The organism is Lachnoclostridium sp. An76, assembly GCF_002161355.1.
Classification (GTDB): domain Bacteria; phylum Bacillota; class Clostridia; order Lachnospirales; family Lachnospiraceae; genus Mediterraneibacter; species Mediterraneibacter caccavium.
This window is the reverse complement of the sequence record NZ_NFHL01000003.1, coordinates 1-22,120: the sequence shown is the minus strand read 5'-3', so window position 1 is coordinate 22,120 and position 22,120 is coordinate 1. Positions and strand designations below refer to the sequence as shown.

General features: G+C 52.5%; 23 protein-coding genes. 21 read left to right on the top strand and 2 right to left on the bottom strand.

What is annotated here, in order from left to right; genetic code table 11:
• Nucleotides 1-9: 9 nt before the first annotated feature.
• Nucleotides 10-576, bottom strand: a complete 567-nt coding sequence (locus tag B5G27_RS06900; RefSeq protein ID WP_087178201.1) for a M48 family metallopeptidase — start codon at nt 574-576, stop codon at nt 10-12.
• A 380-nt stretch (nt 577-956) separates the two neighbouring features.
• A complete protein-coding gene (locus tag B5G27_RS06895; RefSeq protein ID WP_087178200.1) occupies nt 957-1,343 on the bottom strand; it encodes a helix-turn-helix domain-containing protein in 387 nt (128 codons plus the stop codon).
• 166 nt (nt 1,344-1,509) lie between these two features.
• Between B5G27_RS06895 and B5G27_RS06890 the strand changes: the two genes are divergently transcribed.
• From B5G27_RS06890 to B5G27_RS06790, 21 genes are all read left to right on the top strand, one after another.
• The gene (locus B5G27_RS06890; protein WP_087178199.1) at nt 1,510-2,205 is read left to right on the top strand and encodes a response regulator transcription factor; all 696 of its coding nucleotides are present in this window, start codon (nt 1,510-1,512) and stop codon (nt 2,203-2,205) included.
• A 26-nt stretch (nt 2,206-2,231) separates the two neighbouring features.
• Nucleotides 2,232-4,925 (top strand): sensor histidine kinase, encoded by a 2,694-nt coding sequence (locus B5G27_RS06885; RefSeq protein WP_087178198.1) that lies wholly within the window; start codon nt 2,232-2,234, stop codon nt 4,923-4,925.
• Between the two features lie 401 nt (nt 4,926-5,326).
• Nucleotides 5,327-6,775 carry an aminotransferase class I/II-fold pyridoxal phosphate-dependent enzyme gene (locus B5G27_RS06880; RefSeq protein WP_087178197.1) on the top strand — a complete coding sequence of 483 codons (1,449 nt, stop codon included), beginning with the start codon at nt 5,327-5,329 and terminating at the stop codon, nt 6,773-6,775.
• 17 nt (nt 6,776-6,792) lie between these two features.
• The gene (gene speE, locus B5G27_RS06875) at nt 6,793-7,647 is read left to right on the top strand and encodes a polyamine aminopropyltransferase (RefSeq protein ID WP_087178196.1); all 855 of its coding nucleotides are present in this window, start codon (nt 6,793-6,795) and stop codon (nt 7,645-7,647) included.
• Between the two features lie 48 nt (nt 7,648-7,695).
• Complete coding sequence (gene speB, locus B5G27_RS06870) at nt 7,696-8,565, top strand: agmatinase (RefSeq protein ID WP_087178195.1); 870 nt, start codon at nt 7,696-7,698, stop codon at nt 8,563-8,565.
• A gap of 111 nt (nt 8,566-8,676) precedes the next feature.
• The gene (locus B5G27_RS06865; RefSeq protein WP_087178194.1) at nt 8,677-9,879 is read left to right on the top strand and encodes a saccharopine dehydrogenase family protein; all 1,203 of its coding nucleotides are present in this window, start codon (nt 8,677-8,679) and stop codon (nt 9,877-9,879) included.
• Between the two features lie 34 nt (nt 9,880-9,913).
• Entirely contained in the window at nt 9,914-11,146 is a 1,233-nt protein-coding gene (locus B5G27_RS06860) for a carboxynorspermidine decarboxylase (RefSeq protein WP_087178193.1), read from the top strand.
• A 12-nt stretch (nt 11,147-11,158) separates the two neighbouring features.
• Nucleotides 11,159-11,338: a hypothetical protein gene (locus tag B5G27_RS06855; protein WP_087178192.1), complete on the top strand. Its 180-nt coding sequence runs from the start codon at nt 11,159-11,161 to the stop codon at nt 11,336-11,338.
• A gap of 11 nt (nt 11,339-11,349) precedes the next feature.
• A complete protein-coding gene (locus tag B5G27_RS06850; protein ID WP_087178191.1) occupies nt 11,350-11,595 on the top strand; it encodes a hypothetical protein in 246 nt (81 codons plus the stop codon).
• Nucleotides 11,596-11,747: 152 nt separating this feature from the next.
• Entirely contained in the window at nt 11,748-12,473 is a 726-nt protein-coding gene (locus tag B5G27_RS06845) for a CpsB/CapC family capsule biosynthesis tyrosine phosphatase (protein ID WP_087178190.1), read from the top strand.
• Between the two features lie 46 nt (nt 12,474-12,519).
• Nucleotides 12,520-13,266 carry a YveK family protein gene (locus tag B5G27_RS06840; RefSeq protein WP_087178189.1) on the top strand — a complete coding sequence of 249 codons (747 nt, stop codon included), beginning with the start codon at nt 12,520-12,522 and terminating at the stop codon, nt 13,264-13,266.
• Entirely contained in the window at nt 13,263-13,949 is a 687-nt protein-coding gene (locus tag B5G27_RS06835; protein WP_087178188.1) for a CpsD/CapB family tyrosine-protein kinase, read from the top strand. Before B5G27_RS06840 ends, B5G27_RS06835 begins: the two co-directional genes overlap by 4 nt.
• A complete protein-coding gene (locus tag B5G27_RS06830) occupies nt 13,950-14,984 on the top strand; it encodes an LCP family protein (RefSeq protein WP_087178187.1) in 1,035 nt (344 codons plus the stop codon). It abuts the gene before it with no gap.
• Nucleotides 14,981-15,736 (top strand): class B sortase, encoded by a 756-nt coding sequence (gene srtB / locus B5G27_RS06825; protein WP_087178186.1) that lies wholly within the window; start codon nt 14,981-14,983, stop codon nt 15,734-15,736. The genes B5G27_RS06830 and srtB overlap by 4 nt, the downstream gene beginning before the upstream one ends.
• Nucleotides 15,737-15,775: 39 nt before the next feature.
• Nucleotides 15,776-16,438, top strand: coding sequence for a cell wall protein (locus tag B5G27_RS06820; RefSeq protein ID WP_087178185.1), 663 nt, complete (start codon nt 15,776-15,778; stop codon nt 16,436-16,438).
• A 119-nt stretch (nt 16,439-16,557) separates the two neighbouring features.
• Nucleotides 16,558-16,764, top strand: coding sequence for a hypothetical protein (locus tag B5G27_RS06815; RefSeq protein WP_087178184.1), 207 nt, complete (start codon nt 16,558-16,560; stop codon nt 16,762-16,764).
• Nucleotides 16,765-16,790: 26 nt separating this feature from the next.
• Nucleotides 16,791-18,641: a nucleoside-diphosphate sugar epimerase/dehydratase gene (locus tag B5G27_RS06810; RefSeq protein ID WP_242958262.1), complete on the top strand. Its 1,851-nt coding sequence runs from the start codon at nt 16,791-16,793 to the stop codon at nt 18,639-18,641.
• A gap of 166 nt (nt 18,642-18,807) precedes the next feature.
• The gene (loaP, locus tag B5G27_RS06805) at nt 18,808-19,347 is read left to right on the top strand and encodes an antiterminator LoaP (protein ID WP_087178182.1); all 540 of its coding nucleotides are present in this window, start codon (nt 18,808-18,810) and stop codon (nt 19,345-19,347) included.
• Between the two features lie 119 nt (nt 19,348-19,466).
• On the top strand, nt 19,467-20,672 hold the full coding sequence (locus B5G27_RS06800; protein ID WP_087178466.1) for a DegT/DnrJ/EryC1/StrS family aminotransferase: 1,206 nt from the start codon (nt 19,467-19,469) through the stop codon (nt 20,670-20,672).
• Between the two features lies 1 nt (nt 20,673).
• A complete protein-coding gene (locus B5G27_RS06795) occupies nt 20,674-21,432 on the top strand; it encodes a sugar transferase (protein ID WP_242958261.1) in 759 nt (252 codons plus the stop codon).
• Nucleotides 21,433-21,443: 11 nt separating this feature from the next.
• On the top strand, nt 21,444-22,120 hold a 677-nt coding region (locus B5G27_RS06790; protein WP_143449659.1), incomplete at its 3' end, for an acetyltransferase.

Below are 22,120 nucleotides of genomic sequence, written 5' to 3'. Positions count from 1 at the left end.
CACAGCTTTTCACACTGCTGTCCACAGAGAATCGCCGTGCTCCCGCAGCCATCTGCGCGCCTGCCGGTAATCGGGCAGGACAGATCCCACGATGGCATAGAATGCTTTTGAGTGGTTCATCTCCCGGCGGTGGGCAAGCTCATGGACTACAACATAATCCAGGACCTCTTCCGGCGCCAGGATCAGCCGCCAGTTAAAGTTCAGGTTCCCTTTGCTGCTGCAGCTCCCCCACCGCGTTTTCTGCTCGCGGATCGCGATCCGCCCGTAGGATACACCCATGATACGGGCATAATAAGCAGTTTTGCGGGTGAAGATATCCCTTGCGATGGAAATGTATCTGGCGCGGTCTTTGTCAGACAGCGGGGGACGCTCCGGGGCGGGATGCTCTTTCCTCTGTTTTTCGAAACGTGCGAGCTGCCGCATGACCCAGTCTTCCTTCTGCCGGACAAAAGCTTCGATAAAGCTGCGGGGACAGCGCTTCGGCGCGCGGACGATGACCCTGCCGTCAGGCGTGACCTGGAGGGCAGTGGTCCTGCGCGTACTGTATATGATCTCGTAGGTAAAAGGATGGTCCATGGGTGCACCTCGCTGGATGGAATGATACGATACGGTATGTAACGGGGAAGATACTGATTGACACATATTCGGATGTTGACTATAATATACTTAACAAGGGAGCCGATAGCTAGCTGAAACCTAGCCACCTCGGCAAAAATGTATTACAAAATAGCGCTACACTGACCAGGTGGGGGCGCTATTTTTTGTTATGCTTATTGATGGTTATAACAAGGGTAATAACAGCAACTAGCATAGTTACAAATGTGAATAAATCGCTGTATGTAACATACATAAGCACCAGCCCCTTTCTCTTATGAGTAGGTGGCTACATATCGCCCCATCGGCTCCCTGGGTAAGTATATTATTGTCAATGTGCGCTGTGTCCGATTTTGGACGGCTTATTCGGTGTTTTTATCTCTCAGAGATTTAATATAATGAGCAAAACGTTCGATTTGTTTTAATTCTTTGTCTGTGTATCCTTCACCATCAAAGTATGCGGCAATGGCAGCAGACTCTTCAGGCGCTTGTGTTTCTGCGTCATCTTTCACAGAGTTACAAATGATATCCTCTGTCTTTTCATCACTTACAGTCCATCCCATCAAATAAGCAGGGTTTACTTTGAAAAACGCTGCTATTTTTTCTATGGTTTCTGCTGATGGCTCGGTTTTTCCGCTTTCCCAGTTAAATACCGCATTTTGGCTGACCCCCAGGTAGGCGCCGAGCTCTTTCTGGGTAACGTGCCTGGATTTTCTTAATGATTTAATTCTACCAGATATATTAGGCATTTCATCATCTCCCAAACAAATAATAGCAAAATCGTGTATAAATTGCAATATTCTATCAAAAATATAGGAACACAGTGTTATTGCGAATTAATAAATTCATAAGAATTTCCCCCTCTCCTTTTAAAAAATCTCCCCTATCATGTATACTGTAAGGGAGGTGATGACAATGTACAATATACTCGTATGTGACGACGACAAAGAGATCGTGGAAGCGATCGATATCTATCTGACCCAGGAGGGCTACCATGTCCTGAAAGCCTACGACGGCCTGGAAGCGCTTGATATCCTGGAGCGGGAAGAGATCAGCCTTCTGATCCTGGACGTGATGATGCCGCGGATGGACGGGATCCGCGCCACATTAAAGATCAGGGAGAAGAACAGCATCCCCATCATCATCCTCTCGGCGAAGTCCGAGGACGCGGATAAGATCCTCGGGCTGAATGTGGGGGCGGACGATTATGTGACGAAGCCGTTTAACCCGCTGGAGCTCGTAGCGAGGGTGAAATCCCAGCTCCGCAGGTACAATCAGCTGGGCGGTTCTGTGAAGGAAGACCAGGATGAGGTCTACGAGGTGGGCGGACTGCGGATCAATGACGATCTAAAAGAAGTCACCGTGGACGGCGAACCTGTGAAGCTGACGCCTATTGAGTACAATATCCTTCTCCTGCTGATGAAGAACCAGGGGCGCGTATTCTCCATCAGCCAGATCTATGAGTCGATCTGGAATGAGGAGGCGATCGGGGCGGACAATACGGTGGCAGTGCATATCCGCCACATCAGAGAGAAGATCGAGATCAACCCGAAAGATCCCCGGTACCTGAAGGTCGTCTGGGGCGTGGGCTACAAGATCGAGAAGATGTAAGGCAGGAAAGTGAAGAAGGGAGTTTTATGGGAAAATGGTACAGAAAGGCTGCCGTCAAGGCAGCTGTTTTGATCGCGGGGGTCTTGAGCGGCGCGGTATTTGTGACGTCTTTTGCTGTGGGGACCACATTCGCGGGGACGGCGGATCCGGCGAAGATCCTGAGCATGACAAACCAGCCTTATGAAGAGTCCGCGGACTTTAAGGCAGCGGTCAGCGATTCTATGTCGCAGGTCTTCCATATGTTCCGGCTGGAAGATTTTTTTGAGATGGACGGCGCGTACAACCCGGAGAAGCCGGTAGACGTAGTGGAATATTACCGGGACGGCAGGGCGGACGGCGAATATGCGGCAGGGGTTGCCTATACCCTGGGCGACCTGCTGGAGTGGGGAGAGGATTATTCCTCTGACGCGGGCGATGACTATACAGAAAACGGCGTGATCGTCTGCCAGAAGCCGGATGGACAGTATCACTATTATTATCTGGAGGAGTTCCTGGCACTCTTCGGAGCGGGAGAACTGAGGATGGAATTCGCTGACGCGTACATGAACCAGGAGATCTATCTCCAGGGACTGGAGAATGGCATGTACGAGTCTTCCGGGGCTTCCGGTGGGATGAAGATCCTGGGAAGCGACGGGAGCACGGTGTACACAGACTGCTGGAACTTCGGCCAGAGCCTGCGCGAGCAGTTCGCTCCTGTGGGGGCGGAAAACCTGCTCCAGCTGGTCAATGGGTCGGAGGATCTGAACGGAAAGCTGTCCGCTGTGTATGATGCTCTGGAAATGACCCTGGGCACGATCTATGATGAATTTTCCACGTATCAGTACGGCTGGGCCCATCTGGAAGAAGGGAATACAAACCTTACTTATCTGTATATCAATACGGATACGAAAAGAGTGGAGACAAACAGGAGTGAGTACAGGGAATATGAGGATGCGGAGAAAAATCTGGAAGCGATGAAATCCGGGGACCATGTGAAGTATATGTTTGTCTATCCGAAGCTGAAAGATTTTGAGACCAATATGAATGTATCCGCATCGGGAGAATGGGAAGCGGTGAAAAGCCAGGAGACAGGCCGGGATTCGGGCATTATCTTCGCGGCTTCGGTGGACACGTCCTATCCGGTCCGGGATCAGTTCTATGAAGGCAGGGAGATCTACGATCAGAATGTTCCTTTCCTGCGGTACTCTGTGGCAGGATTTTTCGCGGGGGGGATCCTTCTGCTCATCTCTGCGGTGTGGCTCACCGCAGCGGCGGGGAAGCGGCCCGAGGATGAGGAGGTCCACCTGAATGCGTTTGACCGGTGGAAGACCGGGCTGGGGGCTGCGGCCGTGGTCCTTGCCTGGGCCTGTGTGACATGGCTCGCTGTAGGCGGAGGATATGTAGGCGGAAACTGGGGAGAACCATACTATGCCGACAGCTATTATAACCTGGCGACAGGGACAGAGCCGCAGGTTTATTCTGCAATGCTTACCCGGGATCTGGGGATGGCGGATGTGTTTACGGTCTTCTTGTACGGAGCATTTACCTTCCTGTGTTTCTTCTGGGGCTATACGAGCCTGGTCAGGAGGATCAAGGCGAAAATTCTCTGGAAGGGAAGTCTCCTTCTGGCAGTGATCCGGTTTTCGGAACGGGTGTTCCGCGCGCGCACCGTGACCGTGAGGGCGGGACTTCTGTTTGGGGGATTCCTCTGCATCCAGTGGCTGGCTATCCTGGTGCGCTCCGGTCCGACTGTGCTGCTGGCGCTGGCGGCTGCACTCGCGGCAGTCTGGTTCGTCCTGAGCAGCGCGATGGCAAAGAACCGGATCCGAAAAGGGATCGAGGCGATCGCCGGCGGCAGTCTGGAGCACCGCATCGATCTTACGGGCCTGCGGGGAGCAGACCGGGAACTGGCGGAGAAAGTCAACGATATCGGAAGCGGGCTGAACCGGGCAGTGGATGAGGCGATGCGCAATGAGCGGCTGAAGACAGACCTGATCACCAATGTATCCCACGATATCAAGACGCCGCTTACGTCTATTATTAATTATGTAGATATCCTGAAGCGCTCAGACATCGCGGATGAAAAGATCCGGGGCTATCTGGATATCCTGGAGGCAAAGGCACAGCGCCTCAAGACGCTGACCGAGGATGTGGTGGAAGCGTCCAAGGTGAGCAGCGGGAATATCACCCTGGAATATATGAATGTGGATTTAAGAGAGCTGGTCCGCCAGACAGAGGGAGAGATGGCGGAGAAATTCGCCGCACGGAACCTGACTGTGGTGCTGAATATGCCGGAAGAGCCGGCGGTCATCTACGTGGACGGACGGCGGATGTGGCGCGTGCTGGAAAACATCTTCGGCAACGCGGCGAAATACGCGATGCCCGGGACCCGGGTGTATGCGGACCTGACGCTGAGCGGGGAACAGGTGGAATTTTCCCTGAAAAACGTATCCGAGCAGCAGCTCAACTTTTCGGCGGATGAGCTGACGGAGAGGTTTATCAGAGGCGACCTGTCCAGGAGCACGGAAGGCAGCGGGCTGGGGCTGTCCATCGCCAAGAGCCTGACTGACATGCAGGGCGGCGAGTTCGAGCTGTATCTGGACGGGGATCTGTTCCGGGTGAATATAAGGTTCCCGAAGGCGCATAAAGCGGCGAATACAGCGGCGCATACAGAGGCACATAAAGGACAGAGTGGTGAACAGAGCGGTGGACAGGAGAATGCGAAAAAAAGCTTGAATTAGGAGATTTTCTGTGGTACCATACCCAATGTATGGAAAGCAGATATTTGGTACGTTCTCCATGCAAATATTTTACGCAGCGCGAGGCTGCATTATTGATTGAGTTAGAAGCTCAAATTTTATAAGTTGGTTACTTTATAACCCTGGTGTGCATGTACGCATACACAACTTGTGAAACGGTCAATAAGAGTAGTAAAAGTAAAAATATTTGCTATATAGACTCTACGTCCAATATCTGTTAAATCTGAATAAGAGAAATACCGGCGCGCAGGTCCCGGACAGCGGGCAGGGCGGCGATGCGGTATAGATATAGGAAGAAGACAGGACACAGGCTGAGTGCGGAGCGCGCTTGAGCCTGTGTTTTCATATGCAGGGAAGAAGTTTGGGAAAAGAGGGCAGATGATATGGGAAATTTATCACAGACAAGGGCACCGATCTACGAGGCGCTGGAGCGGTTCAGGAGGAACAGAGTCGTGCCGTTTGACGTGCCGGGGCATAAGCACGGGAGAGGGAACCCGGAGCTGGTCGAACTGTTGGGCGAGAGGTGCGTCAGCATTGACGTCAACTCCATGAAGCCCCTGGACAATCTCTGCCATCCGGTGTCCGTGATCAAGGAAGCAGAAGAACTGGCGGCGGAAGCGTTCGGCGCGGATCACGCCTTCCTTATGGTAGGCGGCACGACCTCCGCGGTGCAGACGATGGTGCTGGCGTGCTGCAAGAAAGGCGATAAGATCATCCTGCCGAGGAATGTCCACCGAAGCGTGATCAATGCAATGGTGCTCTGCGGGGCAAAGCCCATCTATGTGAACCCGGATGTGGACCAGGCGCTGGGCATTTCTCTGGGCATGAAGCGCGCGGACGTGGAGGCGGCGATCAGGGAGAACCCGGATGCAGTGGCAGTGTTCGTTAATAATCCGACGTATTACGGCATCTGCTCCGACCTGAAAGCGATCGTGAAGATGGCTCATGAAAAAGGGATGAAAGTCCTGGCGGATGAAGCCCACGGCACCCATTTTTATTTCGGCAGGAATCTGCCGGTCTCCGCGATGGAAGCGGGGGCGGACATTGCGTCGGTGAGCATGCATAAATCAGGGGGGAGCCTGACCCAGAGCTCCTTCCTCCTGACCGGGAAAAACATGAATCCCGGTTACATCCGGCAGATCATTAACCTGACCCAGACGACCAGCGCGTCCTATCTGCTTCTCTCCAGCCTGGATATCTCCAGGCGGAACCTGGCGCTCAGGGGAGAATCGTCATTTAAAATGGTAACGGACCTGGCGGAATACGCGAGGGAAGAGATCAATGCGATCGGAGATTACTATGCGTTCGGCCGGGAGATGGTCAACGGGGACAGCATCTATGATTTCGACCTTACGAAGCTGTCCATCCACACACTGGATATCGGACTGGCAGGGATCGAGGTGTATGACATCTTAAGGGATGAGTATGATATCCAGATCGAGTTCGGCGATCTGGGCAATATCCTTGCCTACCTGTCCATCGGGGACCGTATCCGCGAGGTGGAGCGGCTGGTGACCGCGCTGGCGGATCTGAGGCGGCGGTACAAGAAGGATAAGGCGGGGATGCTCTCCCAGGAATATATCGCCCCGAAAGTGGTCATGACCCCGCAGGATTCCTTCTATGCGGAGAAGGAATCGCTTCCACTTAAGGAGACGAAAGGGAGGATCTGCTCGGAGTTCGTCATGTGCTATCCGCCGGGGATCCCGGTGCTGGCGCCGGGGGAAGAGATCACGGACGAGATCATCGATTATATCGTGTATGCGAAGGAGAAAGGATGCTCCATGACAGGGCCGGAGGATGAGAAGATCGAGCGGCTGAATGTGCTTGTGTGAAAGGAGAAAGATATCCCATGGAAATGTGGTTTTCAGACATACATACGGACGGGGTGAAGCTGTCCATACGCATCGAAGAGCAGCTTTTCAGCGCCCAGAGCGAGGTGCAGAGGATTGATGTGCTGGAGTCGAAAGATTTCGGGAAGATCCTTGTGGTGGACGGGGATCTGATGCTGACAGAGCGGGATGAGTTCATCTACCACGAGATGATCACCCACGTGCCGATGGCAGTGCACCCGGATGTAAAGGAAGTGCTTGTCGTGGGCGGGGGCGACGGAGGCGTCGTCCGGGAGTTGATCAAGTATGACGATATCGAGAAGATCGACGTGGTGGAGCCGGATCCTCTGCTCGTGGAGGTATGCCGGAAATATATCCCGGAGATCGCCAACAGCCTGACAGACGAGAGGGTCAATATCTTCCACGAGGACGGATTAAGGTTTATCCGATCAAAAGGGGATGCATACGACCTGATCATCATTGACTCGCCGAATCCGTTCGGCGCGGGCGAAGGGCTGTTCACGAAAGAGTTTTACGGCAACTGCTATAATGCGCTCCACGAGGACGGGATCATGATCAACCAGAATGAGAGCCCCTTCTATACGGAGGAGGCGTTCCAGTGCCAGAGGATGCACAAGCGGATCGTGGAGACCTTCCCCATCTGCCGGGTTTACCAGGCACATATCCCGTCCTACCCGTCGGGACACTGGCTGTTCGGGTTCGCGTCGAAGAAGTACCATCCACTGGACGATCTGGATAAAGTAGCGTGGAAACTAAAAGGAATCCGCACGAAATATTATGAGCCGAGGCTGCACGCCGGCGTGTTCGCACTCCCGGCGTATGTGGAAGAACTGCTGGAGGATGTGGAGAGATGAGCATGGCAAAGGGAGAGTGGGGAAAGAGAGATGACTAAGGGAGAGAGAATGCAGAAGAATATTGTAAATTTTATCGGCTGCGATGCGGGGTACGATGAGGCGGATGTGGTGATCTTCGGAGCGCCCTTCGACTCAACGACGTCCTTCCGGCCGGGGACCCGTTTCGCGGGAGCGGCCATACGGGGGGATTCCTACGGGCTGGAGATATACAGCCCGTATCAGGACAAAGAGCTGACCGAGGGAAGGGTGTATGACCTCGGCGACCTGGAGCTGGCGATCGGGAGCTCAGAGCGGGTGCTGGGGCAGATCGAAGAGTGCGCGGCAGGGATATTTGCAGATGGGAAGCTGCCGTTCATGATCGGCGGTGAGCACCTGGTCACGCTGGGAAGCGTGCGCGCGGCTGTAAAGAAGTATCCGGACATGCATATCCTCCACTTTGACGCGCATACAGACCTGCGGGAGGACTATCTGGGAGTGGAGCTGTCCCATGCGTGCGTGATCCGGCGGTGCTGGGAGTTGGTCGGCGACGGGCGTATCCACCAGTTCGGCATCCGGTCCGGAGAAAAATACGAGTTTGACTGGGCGAAGAGCGGGCATACAGATTTCCATCCGTTCAGCCTGGAAGGGCTGGGAGAAGTCCTGGCGGAACTGGGAGATGTGCCGGTGTACTTTACGGTAGACCTGGATGTGATGGATCCATCTGTATTCCCTGGGACAGGGACGCCTGAGCCGGGCGGAGTGGATTTCCTCACCGCGATGCGGGCGGTGACGGAAGTGTGTGAAAAAGTGAATCTGATCGGCTGCGATGTGAATGAGCTGTGTCCGCCCTGCGACCCGACCGGGGCGTCCACAGCGGCGGCGTGCAAGATCATCAGGGAGATGCTGATCGCGGTCGTGAATCGGGATCGTAAGCCGTAAGCGCGGGCGGACGGCGAGGCCTGGGACAGAGGAGAGAAACAGAAATATTGCCAATTAGAAAACAGGGAGAAATAGTTCCCGGGGACAGACCGGGCAGAGAGGAGATTGAAAATGGGAAAAGTAATGGTAATCGGCTGCGGAGGAGTAGCCAGTGTGGCGATCCATAAGATCTGCCAGAATGACGAAGTATTTACGGAGCTGTGCATTGCCAGCAGGACAGTGTCAAAGTGCGACGCGCTTAAAGAAAAGCTGGAGGGGACTACAAAGACGAAGATCACGACCGCGCAGGTGGACGCGGATGATGTGGAAGCACTGACAGCTCTGATCAAAAAGGAAAAGCCGGAAGTGGTGCTCAACCTGGCGCTGCCGTATCAGGACCTTACGATTATGGATGCGTGTCTGGCAGCAGGCGTCCACTATATTGACACAGCGAATTATGAGCCGGAGGATACGGCGAAGTTTGAGTATAAATGGCAGTGGGCGTACAGGGAGAAGTTCGAGAAGGCAGGGCTGACCGCCCTTCTTGGAAGCGGGTTTGACCCGGGAGTGACAAGTGTGTTCTCCGCTTATGCACTGAAACATTATTTTGACGAAATAAATTATATTGATATCCTGGACTGCAATGCCGGGGACCACGGCTATCCGTTCGCCACGAACTTTAACCCGGAGATCAATATCCGCGAAGTGTCCGCGAAAGGCTCCTATTGGGAGAACGGGCACTGGGTAGAGACAGAGCCCATGGAGATCAAGAGAGTGTACAATTTCCCGGAGATTGGAGAAAAGGATATGTACCTGCTCCACCACGAGGAGATTGAGTCCCTGGCGCTGAATATCCCGGGGATCAAACGCATCCGTTTCTTCATGACATTCGGGGAAAGCTACCTGAACCACTTAAGATGTCTGGAAGATGTGGGCATGACTTCCATAGAACCCATCATGTATGAGGGGAAAGAGATCGTGCCGCTCCAGTTCTTAAAAGCAGTGCTCCCGGATCCGTCGTCACTGGGGCCGCGCACAAAGGGAAAGACCAATATCGGCTGTATCTTCATCGGGAAAAAAGACGGGCAGGAGAAGAAACTCTACATATATAATACATGTGACCACCAGGAATGCTATAAGGAAGTCGGCTCCCAGGCAGTTGCCTATACGACCGGAGTACCGGCGATGATCGGGGCAATGATGGTAATGACCGGGACATGGCAGAAACCGGGTGTATATAATATGGAAGAATTCGATCCCGATCCGTTCATGGACGCGCTCAATAAATGGGGGCTGCCGTGGAAGATCAGCGAGGATCCGGAGCTGGTAGAGTAAATTCGGATTAGGGTGATATGGCAGGTCATTTATTATGAGAAAAGAACAGTTAAAAACTCCCTGTTTTGTGGTGCGGGAGGAGGGACTCAGGAGAAATCTGGAGATACTGAAAGAAGTCCGCATGGAGACGGGATGCAGGATCCTGCTGGCGCAGAAGGCGTTCTCCATGTACCGGGTATACCCGCTGATCGGGCAGTACCTGGACGGAACCACAGCGAGCGGGCTGTATGAGGCAAAACTGGGATACGAGGAGATGGGAAAGGAGAACCATATCTTCTCCCCGGCGTATAAGAAAGAGGAGATGCCGGAGATCCTTAGGCTGTGCGGGCATATCGTGTTTAACTCCCCGGCGCAGGTGAAGAAATATAAGGAACAGGTAAAGCAGGCGGGCAGGAGCATGGGGCTGAGGGTCAACCCGGAGTGCTCGACACAGGAAGGACATGCGATCTATGACCCGTGCGCCCCGTTTTCCAGACTGGGGACTACGCTGGAAAAGTTTGAGGAAGAGATGTCAGAGGAAGATATCTCCGCACTGGACGGGCTGCATTTCCATACATTATGCGAGCAGGATTCCGACGACCTGGCAAAGACGCTTCGGGCAGTGGAAGAGAAATTCGGGAAATATCTGCACAGGATGAAATGGGTGAATTTCGGCGGCGGGCATCACATTACGAGACCTGGCTATGATATTGGACTGCTGAAGCGCTGCATCCGCCATATGAAGGAAACATACGGTGTGGAAGTCTATCTGGAACCCGGGGAGGCAGTGGCGCTGAATGCCGGCGAGCTTATAACAGAAGTGATGGAGATCGTGGAGAACGGGATGAAGATCGCGATCCTGGACGCTTCCGCTGCGTGCCATATGCCGGACGTGTTGGAGATGCCGTACCGGCCGCCGCTGAAAGACGCGGGCGATCCGGCGGAGGAGAATGCGGGCGGCAACGGTTTTGCGGGAAGCAGTCCTTCGGGCAGCAGTTCTGTGGGCAGCGGCGCTGCGGACAGCGGAACAGCGGGACACGAGCGGCCGTATGAGTACCGGCTGGCAGGGCCCACATGCCTTGCGGGGGACGTGATCGGGGATTATTCCTTCGCACAGCCGCTGAAATGTGGAGACCGTCTGGAGTTTCAGGATATGGCGATCTATACAATGGTGAAGACGAATACATTCAACGGGATGAGGCTCCCGGATATCGTTCTCGAGAGAGAGGACGGGACGTGTGAAATCGTAAAAACATTCGGATATGAGGATTTTAAGGCGAGGCTGTGAGGGGAGAATATAATGTGTGAAGTGACAGAGTGGATCGAACAGAAAGGGAAGGAAGAAAAGGCAAAAGAAGTAGCGGGGAATCTTGCTCAAATGGGTATGAGTACGGAAAAGATCGCCCAGGCGTTGGATGAAAGCGTCCAGGTTGTACGCAAGTGGCTGGGTGAAACCGGAGCAGTAAAACAGGAGCTGTAAGAAATAGCGGCGTGGAGCGCGGATGGTTTATCTGCGAGACGGCAGACCCGTCGGCAGCGAAGCCGGTGGCAGTCGTGGGCATGATCGAGGATGTGAAGGGAAAAGGCGCAGTAATAACTGTTGAACGAAAAGTAACAGTTCAGCCGCGCCATTCGGAAAACCGCACTGCGTGCTTACTGCGGCTGCCGCCGCTGTTTTCCTCATTAACGGGCGCTCAGCTCATCGGACTGCCCGCTCGAAAAATCATGCGAGCATGATTTTCTCTCCCGCGCAGCCCGATGGCTGAACTGTTATACCAAAAAATGTAAAAAATGTAAAAAATGTAAAAAGAGCAAAATTGCTTGACATAAAATGGCGAACTGAGGTATCATTTCACTGGATATCGTCGATAGGAGAGGAACATTGCCGGATGACATGGATTATTGATACACACAGCCATATCCTGCCGGGACTGGACGATGGAGCTTCAGATATGCAGGAAAGTATCCGCATGCTCCGGCAGGCCGGGCAGCAGGGAATACGGGGCGTGATAGCGACGCCGCATTATTCCGGCAGATTTCCAAACATATGTCCAGACCGTATACGGAGACTGTGCCGGGAAGTGCAGGCACAGGCGCGTGCGAGACTGAAAACAGAGATCCAGATCTGGCCGGGACAGGAGATCATGTACTCTGAAGATGCTTTGAGCTTACTGGAAGAGGAAAAACTTCTCACCATAGCCGGCACAAGATATGTCATGGTCGAATTTCTGCCTGCGGCACCGTATTCTTACATATTTAGTGCGGTCAGGGAACTGACCCTTGCAGGTTACCGCCCGGTCTTGGCGCATGCAGAGCGGTATCAGGCGCTGCGGGAAGAGGGAAGACTGGAAGAACTGAAGAAACAGGGGGCATGTGTACAGCTCAATTTCCGGCCGGCGGGCGGGAAATGGCATCAGGGGACGGCCAGATGGTGCAGGAAGATACTGCGGCGGGGGCTGGCGGATTTCCTGGGGACAGATATGCATAACACTGAGGGGCGCGGACCGGAGACGGAGAGAGCCGTAAGGTGGATGGAAAAGGAACTCAGCAGCAGTTATATAGAAGCAGTGCTTAAGAGAAACGCGATGGGGCTGCTGGAAGGAAAAGAAATATAAAGTATAACCGGTGCGCAAATAAATAAGGTAAGAGGAAACCATAATTATGGAAAAAACATACGATAATGACGAGATGGAAATCGACCTGGTAGAGATACTGTATGCCCTGAAAAAGAGGGTCCTTATCATTGTGGCTGCTCTGCTGGCCGGAGCGCTGATCGCGGGAGCTTACACCAAGCTGCTGATCACACCTCTGTACAGCGCGACTTCGACTGTGCTTGTCATTTCGAAAGAGACCACGCTCACTTCGATCGCGGACCTGCAGTTCGGGAGTCAGCTCACGAAGGACTACAGTATGCTGATCACGAGCCGGAGCGTGCTTGAAGAAGTGATCGATAACCTGGGGCTTGATATGGGATACGGCGCCCTGAAAGGAAACGTATCCATCAATAACCCGGATGAGACACGGATCCTGCAGATCACAGTGACGAACCCGGATCCGGAGCTGGCAAAAGAGCTCGCGGATGAACTCGCAGCTGTGTCTTCTGAGTATATCGGCGACAAGATGGAAGTCGTGCCGCCAAAGATCATAGAGAAAGCAGAGGTGCCCACATCGCAGGCAAGCCCGAGCCTGAGCAGGAATGTGATGCTCGGCGCACTGGCAGGTCTGGTCCTGCCGGCAGGAGTTGTGACACTGATGACGATCATGGATGACAGTCTCCGGTCAGAGGATGATATCGAAAGATATCTGAAGATCCCGACGCTGGCGAGCATACCGGACCGGAAAGACTATATCTCCGGGAAGTCGGAAAAGAAATCAAAGCGCAAAAGAAAGAGGAGGAAACATAAATGACGGAACGCAGGGTGATCATGACAGATCCCAAGCAGAATGATTATTTCTACGAAGAAGCCATTAAGACCCTCCGTACAAATATACAGTTCACCGGGACAGAGGTTAAGTCCATCGTCATTACGAGCTGTTACCCCAATGAGGGAAAGAGCGATGTGGTCTTCCAGCTCGCGCTCGAGATCGGAAAGATGGGGAAAAAAGTGCTCGTCCTGGATGCGGATATCCGCAAATCCAGTTATATAAGCAGGTTCCAGGTGAAGCAGAAGACAGCAGGCCTCTCACAGTACCTCAGCGGCCAGAGCGGACTGCAGGATATTGTATACAGCACAAATTTCCGGGATGTAGACATCATATTCGCCGGCCCGTCAGCTCCGAACCCATCGGAGCTTTTGGCGCAGGAAAGCTTCGCTTCCCTTGTGCATACAATGCGGGGGAAATATGATTATGTGCTGGTCGATACGCCGCCGGTCGGGAGCCTGACAGATGCCGCAGTCGTGGCAAGGCAGTGTGACGGAGCGATCCTGGTCGTGGAGAGCGACCTGGTAAGCAGGCGGGTGGCTTTAAAAGTAAAGCAGCAGTTGGAGATGAGCGGCTGCCATATCCTTGGGGCAGTGCTGAATAAAGTCGATATAAAGAAAAATAAGTATTATTCAAAATACAGCTATTATTACGGTGAAGAGAAGTAAATGACTGGAAGAAAAAAGCGGAAAAAGAAACTGTGGCTGATCCCGGTGTGCGTGGCAGCGGCAGCAGCACTGGCGGTGGGATTTCTCGTTTTCAGGACAGTGCGGCCGGGAGAGCAGGCGCAGGAGACCGGCGGGAATGCAGATGCAGATACTCCTGACGCCGGGACAGTGATCTGGGAAGGAAAAGAATACCAGTATAATGACCACCTGAGCAATTATCTTTTGCTGGGGATAGATACAAGAGAAAAGGCAGAAACTTCCGTCGGGCAGGCAGACGCAGGACAGGCGGATGCCCTGTACCTGCTCTCATGGGACCGGGTAGAGAAGACGGTCAGCGTGGTCACCATCCCAAGGGATACCATGACTGAGGTCGAGGCATTCGGCCCGGGCGGAGAGAGCCTGGGGAAGTCAGAAGACCATATCAGCCTTTCCTACGCGTATGGAGACGGAGGGCATGAGAGCTGCCGGCTGACCGAGGAGGCAGTGTCAGATCTTCTGTACGGACTGCCTATCCAGGGATACTGCGCTGTGAACCTTGACGGCATCCCGGTGCTTACGGAGAGTGTGGGGACAGTAACAGTCACAGTCCCTAATGACAGTATGGAAGAAGCGTACCCTGAGTTCTCAGAAGGGGCTCAGGTGACATTAGACAAAGAAAATACAGAGCTGTTTGTGAGATACAGAGATACATCAACCCCGCAGAGCGCGCTTGCCCGCACAGAGCGGCAGAAGGAATACATCCGTGCGTTCGGGGAAGCGGCGCAGAAAAAAGCTGCGGACGGGACCGCGTTTGCGGCGGAGCTCTATATGGCGCTGGAACCGTATATGGTCACCAGCATGGGGAATGACGAATTCGTCAAATTGATGGAGAGCGCCGCGGCAGGGAGCGTGACAGAGAACTGGACAGTGCCGGGAGAGGGAGTGCAGGGAAAATCCTATGATGAGTATCATGTGGATGATGATGCGCTCTATGAGAAAATCCTGGAGACATTTTACAGAGAAACAGAGAGCGGCGGAAGAGGTGAGAAGCCGTGAAAAAGAAATATCTCGCGGTGAGCATCCTTATTTTCCTCGCCGCAGCCGTGTGCGCAGGGGTCGGGATCCGGCAGTACCTGAAAGAGAAGAATGCCGGGGACGGTTACAGCGCCCTAAGGGCAGAGGTGGGGACGGGAGTCCCAAAAGAAAAGCCCGAAGACAGCGGCGTCGAGATCCCGATCGATTTCGCCGCGCTGCAGTCGAAAAATCCGGATATCTACGCATGGATCACAATACCGGGGACGGCGGTCGATTATCCCATTGTACAGAGTGAGACGGATAATACATATTATCTGACACACACGATCGACGGCGAAGTAAGCCCGGAAGGATCGATCTATACGGAAACCTATAACAGCCGGGACTTTGAAGATCCGAATACCGTGATCTACGGGCATGACATGGCGAACGGAAGTATGTTCCAGAATCTCCTGAAATATCAGGACAGGAGCTTCTTTGACGCGAACAGAGAAGTGCTGGTCTATACGCCGGACGCGATACGGCATTACAGGATATTTGCAGCATACCTGTATGACGACAGACATCTCATGCAGAGTTTTGATTTTGATGATAAAGAAATCTACCGTCAGTATCTGGATTCCGTTTTTTCGATCCGGGAGATGGGCGCCTGTATCGATACCGGACAGGCAGTCACAGACGAGGATAAGATTATCACATTGTCAACATGCTATGGTAACCAGGCGGACAGGCGTTATCTTGTGCAGGCCGTACTGATATCAATAGAACAATAAAAAAGCATTAAGAGCAGTTTAAAGAAAGGAAGGGACGATATGAGAAAGAAATTATTTGGCACGATCCTTGCGGCAGCGCTTATCGTGTCACAGGCAGTGGCAGTATTTGCAGCAGGAGAGAGCAAGACCGGAGAAATGACACTTGTAGGAGATTCTGTCGGATGGTACGAACTGAAAGAGGCATCCGCGGACGTGCTGCCGGATCTGGCTGCGTCTGCACCGGAAGTGATGGCGAAGATCGAGGCAGTGAATTCCGGGGCTGAGACACTCCAGAGCGTGGCGGACCTTGCCCCGGAGCTGGCGGACGACCTGGAAGGGAAGGTCATGCTGACAAAATTCTTTGACCTGATCCCGATCAACGGAGGCGTACAGGTAGAAGGCGGTAAATATAAAGTTAATCTGTCTGTGCCGGCGCTGTCAGAGAATGTATCTGAGGTAGGACTCCTCCATTACAGTACGGGCAGGAGTGTATGGGAGATCGTAGAGCCTGAGAATGTAGATTACACAAATAAAGAAGTGACAGTGATCTTCGAAGACCTCTCACCGGTAGCTGTGATCGGAAAAGTGAGCGGCGGCGCGGATGCGTCGGTCGGGACCTCACCGAAGACCGGGATGACGTACGGATGGGCTGCATGGCTCGGAGCTGCAGTTGTACTGGGAGCTGCCGGGACAGCGGTATACAGAAAAGCAAGACACGAGTAGATTGCTTATAAGATGGACAACAGTGGGCGCGCGTGGGAGAATAGGCGCGCCTTTGTGTGGGAAATGGGAAGTCCTGCGGACCGTTTTTGAGAAAGTTATTTAAAGGAAGATAAATGAGAATGGAATATCTTAATTATATCGTAAACCTGTTTGGTATGAGCCTTGTGAGCGGGAATGCGGCTGATACAGCGGAAGTCATCAGTCAGGACGCGGCACCGGCTGCGGCGCTTGCCGTAGATCCGGTCAATGCAGTGATCGCTTCTGCTGTGGCTCTTGCAGCCGGGGCGGCGATCTATTTATACAGACACAGGAGGATAAGGGTATAATGGGAGAGGGGAAAAGAGAAACCGGCATGAAATGGATACATAAAGCCCTTCTTCTTCTGTTGGCAGACGTCCTGACGATTGCATTTTCTTATTATGCGGCGCTTGTGCTGCGGTTTGACCTCAGACCGTGGCAGGTACCGGGACAGTACCTGCAGGGCTATCTGTGGGCGATGCCGTACTGGATCATTGTCACAGTCGTGATATTTTACGGATGCAGGCTTTACCACAGTATCTGGCGCCTCGCCAGCGTGGCGGAGCTGCGGTCCATCCTGACAGCATATGCCCTGCTGATCCTGGCGTATGCGGGCGGCGCTTTGTTCATGGATCTGCATATGCCGGCAAGCTGGTACCTGATGGGCTATATCATAAGCTTCTGCCTGACAGCGGGGATCCGGTTCTCGTACAGGCTGCTCCGGTTTTACGCCAACCGCAGCGGAATGGACCACAGTAAGACGCAGGACCGTGTCATGGTCATTGGCGCCGGACAGGCGGGACAGACTTTGATCAAAGAACTGATCAATTCGAATCAAACGGATGTAAAAGTGTGCTGCATCATAGACGATAACCCGAATAAAAAGGGGAGGATGCTGGAAGGCATCCCGATCGTGGGGAACCGTTATGATATTGTGGATATGATCAAAAAGTACGACATTAACCGTATCATATATGCGATACCAGCGACAACCGGGAAAAACAGGAAGGATATCCTGAATCTCTGCAAAGATACCGGGTGCAGGATGCAGACCGTGCCGGGCGTGTACCAGCTCATAAACGGAGAAGTCAGTGTGAGCACTCTCCGGGACGTGGAGATCACAGATCTCCTGGGCAGGGCGCAGGTAAAAGTAAATAACGAAGAAATCCTTCATTCCATCAAAGGGAAGACCGTGCTCGTCACCGGGGGCGGCGGCTCGATCGGAAGCGAGCTGTGCCGTCAGATTGCCGGGGCACAGCCGGGTAAGCTTGTGATCTTTGATATCTATGAGAATAATGCCTATGACATCCAGCAGGAGCTGGTCAGAAGATATGGCGATAAACTGAACCTGGATGTGCGCATCGGGTCAGTAAGAAATACAAACCGGATCAACTGGATCATGCAGACATACCACCCGGATGTAGTCTTCCACGCGGCGGCGCACAAGCATGTGCCTCTGATGGAAGACAGCCCGAACGAGGCAATCAAGAACAATGTGATCGGTACATATAAGACGGCCAAGGCAGCCGCGGCGGCCGGGGTGAAAAAGTTCGTCCTCATCTCCACGGATAAGGCAGTAAACCCCACAAATATCATGGGAGCGTCCAAGAGGCTGTGTGAGATGGTCGTGCAGATGATGAACCGGAAGTGCCCGGGGACAGATTTTGTAGCAGTGCGATTCGGAAACGTACTGGGGAGTAATGGAAGTGTGATTCCGCTCTTTAAGAAGCAGATCGCGGCAGGCGGCCCGGTGACTGTGACGGATAAGAATATCATCCGTTATTTTATGACCATACCTGAGGCTGTGTCACTGGTGCTCCAGGCATCCTACTATGCAAAGGGCGGCGAGATCTTCGTCCTGGATATGGGGGATCCGGTGAAGATCGATGATATGGCGAGAAACCTGATCCGCCTCTCCGGGTATGAGCCGGATGTGGATATCATGGTGGAATATACGGGACTGCGTCCGGGGGAGAAGCTGTATGAGGAGCTGCTCATGGACGAGGAAGGAATGCAGGATACAGAGAACGAGCTGATCCATATCGGGAAGCCGATCAAGATGGATGATGAGAAGTTTGAGGCACAGCTAGATGAGCTGGACGAAGAGAGCCGGCATGAGGATGGAAGGATCAAGGAGATCGTAGCGGGGATCGTGCCGACGTATAAGCCGGATCTCCGGGTATAAGAACTTTGAGGGACGGATCGTCGCTTTGCCGCGTCCGGTCCTGAGAAGGGACATGACTGACATGGATTTGGGTGCCGGATGGCAGCCAAAATGGCGAAGCATACTCTTTTTCGATTTCGATTGAATGGAAACACAGTGCGGAGAACATTGCAGAGGCAGGGATGGTATGTGGTATGTAATACAGGTGCGGACCGGTATGGAGGAAGAAATCCGGCAGCAGTGTGAGAGAGTGATAGAAAAAGAAATACTGGAGCACTGTTTTATCCCCTACTGCGAGCAGATGAAGCGGTATCAGGGAGAATGGCATAAGGAGAGAAAGATCCTGTTCCCCGGGTATGTATTCCTCGTCAGCGAAGATGAGGAACAGCTGTATCACTGCCTGAAAAAGGTGATCGGCCTTACGAAGCTGATAGGCACGGGAAAGGAAGTTGTGCCGCTGGCAGAAGATGAGGTTGATCTTCTGATGGAATTCGGGAAAGAGGAACAGATCGTCGCCATGTCAGAAGGGATCATCGAGGATGACAGGGTAGTTGTCACGAGCGGACCGCTGAAAGGGCATGAAGGGATGATCAGGAAGGTGGACCGGCATAAGAGAAGGGCTTATCTGGAAGTCGAGATGTTCGGGAGGAAGGTTGAGACACAGGTGGGGCTGGAGATTGTGGCGAAGGTGACAACGCAAGGAAAGATAAAAGAGAAAATACAGTAAGAGTCCATGGGGGATCTTATTTTATGGGAAATACAGAAGGAATGAAGAAACAGAGGTAATATGTTTTGAAAACAGAAATAACACCATTTGAAAATAAAATATGGCTTTCCAGTCCCACAATGCACGGACCGGAGATGGAATATATGAAAGCTGCATTTGATACAAACTGGATGTCAACGGTTGGCGAGAATATCAATGAAGCAGAAAAAATGGCATGCCGGAAGGTCGGGTGCGCCTACGCTGTGGCGCTTTCAGCAGGGACAGCTGCCCTTCACATGGCGGTAAAACTGGCAGGCGTCCGGCCGGGAGATAAAGTATTCTGTTCAGACATGACATTTGACGCGACAGTGAATCCGGTTGTCTATGAAGGCGGCGTACCGGTCTTTATCGATACTGAATATGATACATGGAATATGGATCCCGCGGCTTTGGAGAAGGCGTTTGAGATTTATCCTGACGTAAAGGTCGTGGTCATAGCCCATCTCTACGGAACACCGGGGAAAATAGACGAACTGAAGGCAATATGCGACAGGCATGGCGCGGTGGTCATTGAGGATGCGGCGGAATCACTCGGAGCTGTATACAGAGGAAAACAGACAGGGACATTCGGAAAGTACAATTGTATTTCCTTCAACGGGAACAAGATCATCACCGGATCTTCCGGGGGAATGCTGCTCACGGATGAAAAAGGAGCGGCAGACAAAGTAAGAAAATGGTCCACCCAGTCCAGAGAGAATGCACCGTGGTATCAGCATGAAGAGCTGGGCTACAATTACCGGATGAGCAATGTGATCGCCGGAGTGGTAAGAGGGCAGTTCCCCTATCTGGAAGAGCATATCGCGCAGAAAAAAGCGATTTATGAAAGATATAAAGAAGGATTTAAAGATCTTCCGGTCAAGATGAATCCTTATGACGGGGAAAGCAGCGAACCAAACTTCTGGCTGAGCTGTATGCTGATTAAGCCGGAGGCAATGTGCAGGCAGGTGAGAGGAGAGCAGGAAGCCCTGTATATCACGGAGCCGGGAAAATCCTGTCCGACAGAAATACTGGAGACGCTGGCAAAATATAATGCAGAAGGGCGACCCATCTGGAAACCGATGCACATGCAGCCAATCTACCGGATGAACGGGTTCGTCACAAGGGAAGGCAATGGAAGGGCAGTGACCAATGCCTATATCGAAGGCGGCGCAGAAGGAAAAGACGGTAAGCCGTTGGATGTGGGAATGGATATATTCCAGAGAGGACTGTGCCTGCCGAGTGATAATAAGATGACAGCGGAGAAGCAGGAGAAAGTGATTGAGATCGTGAAGGGATGTTTCCGGTAAAATGAGTAAATGGAAAAAAGCAGTATCCGTAATGCTGGCCGCAGCGGCGGGCATCACGGCAGTGTCATATGCGGCCAGGAAAAAGAAGAAGGTATCCAAACCGGATGAGGCGGATCAGGCAGCAGTACAAGGACACAAACAGGGATTTTACGAAAAATATATTAAACGCCCGCAGGACTTCTGCTGCGCGCTGGCTGCAATTATCGTGCTGTCGCCGGTGATGGCAGTTACGGTGCTCCTGGTCAGGCTGAGGCTGGGATCTCCGGTCTTATTTAAGCAGGAACGGCCGGGGTTGGACGGAAAAGTGTTTACTTTATACAAGTTCCGTACAATGACAGATGAAAAAGACAGTGAGGGAAATCTTCTCTCGGATGAGATCAGACTTACCTCTTTCGGGAAAATGCTCAGATCCACAAGTCTGGATGAGCTCCCGGAGCTTTTTAATATCTTAAACGGAGATATGTCAGTAGTGGGACCGAGACCCCTGTTGGTCAAATATCTGCCTCTGTATAATGAACACCAGGCGAGACGCCATGAGGTGCGCCCGGGATTTACCGGATATGCACAGGTACACGGACGAAATGCAATCTCATGGGAAGAGAAGTTTGACCTGGACGTGGAATATGTGGATCATGTGTCGTTTCTTGGGGACTGGAAGATCATTTTTCAGACCGTGAAGACGGTGTTGAAGAGGGAGGGGATCAGTTCGGAGACGGCGGCGACGATGGAAGAGTTTAAGGGGAGTGCGGAAGAGCGGTGAGGCAGCGTATAATGCAGAAAGAAGTTATTATAATTGGGGCAAGCGGCCATGGGAAAGTGGTTGCGGATGTTATTATTCAATCAGGAGATCGAGTAATCGGCTTTTTAGATGATAATCCCGAATTACCTGGAAGATTTATTGGTTTTCCTGTTTTAGGGAAAGTAGAATGTTTTAAAGAATATCAAGAGTATTATTTTATCATTGCGATTGGCAATGCATCAATCCGCGAAAAGATAGCATTAAAAATGGACGGCGTTCAATGGTACACAGTGATCCATCCGTCAGCGGTTATTTCAAATATGGGAGTAAAAATCGGCGAGGGATCAGTCATTATGGCCAATGCTGTAATCAATGCAGATGCCGCTGTTGGCAGACATTGTATCATTAATTCGGGAGCTGTTGTGGAACATGATGATCAAATTGGAGATTTTGTCCATGTATCGGTAGGAGCACATATTGCCGGAACAGTACACATAGGGGAAAAAACATGGATCGGAATCGGAGCAAGTGTGAGTAATAATCTCTCTGTCTGCTCAGAGTGCATGGTTGGAGCAGGGGCTGTGGTCGTAACGAATATTATGGAGCCGGGGACATATATAGGAGTTCCGGCAGAAAGGAAAGAGATGAGTAACAAGGAAAATATAAAAATTATTGGGGGGGGGGGGGTAACACCCCACAAAAGAAAGGA